At 71.1% G+C, this 2505-nt stretch carries 2 protein-coding genes; both read right to left on the bottom strand.

Going from position 1 to position 2505, the window contains the following annotated elements; translation table 11 throughout:
- Window positions 1-446, bottom strand: a 446-nt coding sequence (gene rbfA / locus HMPREF3105_RS06725; RefSeq protein WP_070709027.1) for a 30S ribosome-binding factor RbfA, incomplete at its 3' end; no start/stop codon positions are given.
- 80 nt (window positions 447-526) lie between these two features.
- Window positions 527-2505 (bottom strand): translation initiation factor IF-2 (gene infB / locus HMPREF3105_RS06730; protein WP_070709028.1); only part of this gene is annotated, 1979 nt, incomplete at its 5' end.

The raw sequence follows: 2505 nt of genomic DNA on the forward strand, positions 1-2505 counted from the left end.
CGCGGGGCGTCGTCGGCGTCGGCGTCCGGCTCCGCGGTGCGGTACGGGTCCGCGTCACCGGCGTACGACGCGCCCTCGCGCGCCTTCGCCAGCTCGGCGTCCCGCTCCTTGGCCGCGCGGAGGACGTCCTCCAGGTGTGCGGCCGCCTCGGGGACGGTGTCCGCCACGAACTCGAGGGTGGGCACCAGGCGGATGGTGAGCCCGCGGCCCACCTCGCGGCGCAGGATGCCGCGGTTGTCCTGGATGCCCTCGTGGGCGGCGGCCACCGTGGCCTCGTCGCCCAGGACGGTGTAGTAGACGGTGGCGTGCTGCAGGTCGTTGGTCACGCGGACCTCCGTCACGGTGACGGGCTCCACGCGATCGTCCTTGACGCCGCGGCGCAGCGCCTCGGCCACGAGGACCTTGATGCGCTGGGCCAGGCGGCCGGCGCGTGCCGGATCGGCCATGGTGCGGTTCCTTCCGGTGGTGATGGTTCAGAGGGTGGGACGCGGAAGGCGGGGGCCCGTGCGGGCCCCCGCCCCGGCCGTCAGACGCGCGGCTTCTCCTGCATCTCGAAGGTCTCGATCACGTCGCCCTCCTTGATGTCGTTGAAGCTGCCCAGGCCGATGCCGCACTCGTAGCCCTCGCGGACCTCCGTGGCGTCGTCTTTGAAGCGGCGCAGCGACTCGATCTTGAGGTGATCGGAGACCACCACGCCGTCGCGCACCAGGCGGGCCTGGGCGTTGCGGCGGATGAGGCCCGAGCGCACGAGCGAACCGGCGATGTTGCCCCACTTGGAGGAGCGGAACACCTCGCGGACCTCGGCCGAGCCGAGCTCGACCTCCTCGTACTCCGGCTTCAGCATGCCCTTGAGCGCGTTCTCGATGTCGTCGATCGCGTCGTAGATCACGCTGTAGAAGCGCATGTCCACGCCCTCGCGGTCGGCCAGGTCGGCGACCCGCTCGGCGGGGCGCACGTTGAAGCCGATGATGATGGCGTTGTCCACGGTCGCCAGGTTCACGTCATTCTGCGTGATGGCGCCGACGCCGCGGTGGATGACGCGCAGCTGCACCTCGTCCTCGCCGACCTCGATCTTGAGCAGCGAGTCCTCGAGCGCCTCGACGGCACCGGACGCGTCGCCCTTGATGATGAGGTTGAGCGTGTCCAGCTTGCCCTCGGCCACGGCCTGGTCGAAGTCCTCCAGGGTGATGCGCTTGCGGCGCTTGGCCAGCTGGGCGTTGCGGTCCGCGGCCTCGCGCTTCTCCGCGATCTGGCGGGCGGTGCGCTCGTCGTCGGTGACGAGGAACGAGTCGCCGGCACGCGGCACCGTGGACAGGCCGAGCACCTGGACGGGACGCGACGGATCGGCCGCCTCCACGGCGTTGCCGTTCTCGTCGAACATGGCGCGCACACGGCCGTGGGCGGAGCCCACCACCATGGTGTCGCCCACGCGCAGCGTGCCGGTCTGCACCAGCACGGTGACGACGGCGCCGCGGCCCTTGTCGAGGTTGGCCTCGATGGCCACGCCGCGGGCGGCCTTGTGCGGGTTCGCCGTGAGCTCGAGGGCGGCGTCCGCGGTGAGCAGGATCGCCTCGAGCAGCTGGTCGATGTTGATGTTGTTGCGCGCGGAGACGTCCACGAACATCGTGTCGCCGCCGTACTCCTCGGGCACGAGGCCGTACTCGGTGAGCTGACCGCGGATCTTGTCCGGGGCGGCGGTGTCCTTGTCGATCTTGTTGACCGCCACCACGATCGGCACGCCGGCCGACTGGGCGTGGTTGAGCGCCTCGACGGTCTGCGGCATGACGCCGTCGTCGGCCGCCACCACCAGCACGGCGATGTCGGTGACCTTCGCACCGCGGGCACGCATGGCGGTGAACGCCTCGTGACCCGGGGTGTCGATGAAGGTGAGGCGACGCTGCTCGCCCTCGTGCTCCACGGGCACCTGGTAGGCGCCGATGTGCTGCGTGATGCCGCCGGCCTCGCCCTCGATGACGTTCGAGGAGCGGATGGCGTCCAGCAGACGCGTCTTGCCGTGGTCCACGTGGCCCATGACGGTGACGACCGCGGGGCGCGGCTCGAGGTCGGCCTCGTCCTCGTTGGCCGCCTCGGCCTCGAGGTCGATGTCGAAGGCCTCCAGCAGCTCCTTGTCCTCGTCCTCCGGGGACACGATCTGGACCTTGTAGCCCAGCTCGTCGCCGAGCAGCTGGAAGGTCTCCTCGTCGAGGGACTGGTTGGCCGAGGCCATCTCGCCGAGGGTGAAGAGCACCTTCACCAGGTCGGCGACGTCGGCGCGGATCTTCTCGGCGAAGTCGGCCAGGGACGCGCCGCGGCGCAGACGCAGGACGGTGGTGCCGTCTCCCTTGGGGACCTTGACGCCGCCGATCTCACGCGTGTGCTGCTGCTCGAACTCCTGGCGCTTCGCGCGCTTCGACTTGCGTCCCTTGCGCGGGCCGCCGCCGCGCCCGAAGGCGCCCTGGGCGTTGCCGCGACCGCCACGGCCGCCCGGGCCGCCGGGACGACCCG

Source organism: Micrococcus sp. HMSC31B01 (assembly GCF_001816085.1).
Lineage (GTDB): Bacteria > Actinomycetota > Actinomycetes > Actinomycetales > Micrococcaceae > Micrococcus > Micrococcus luteus.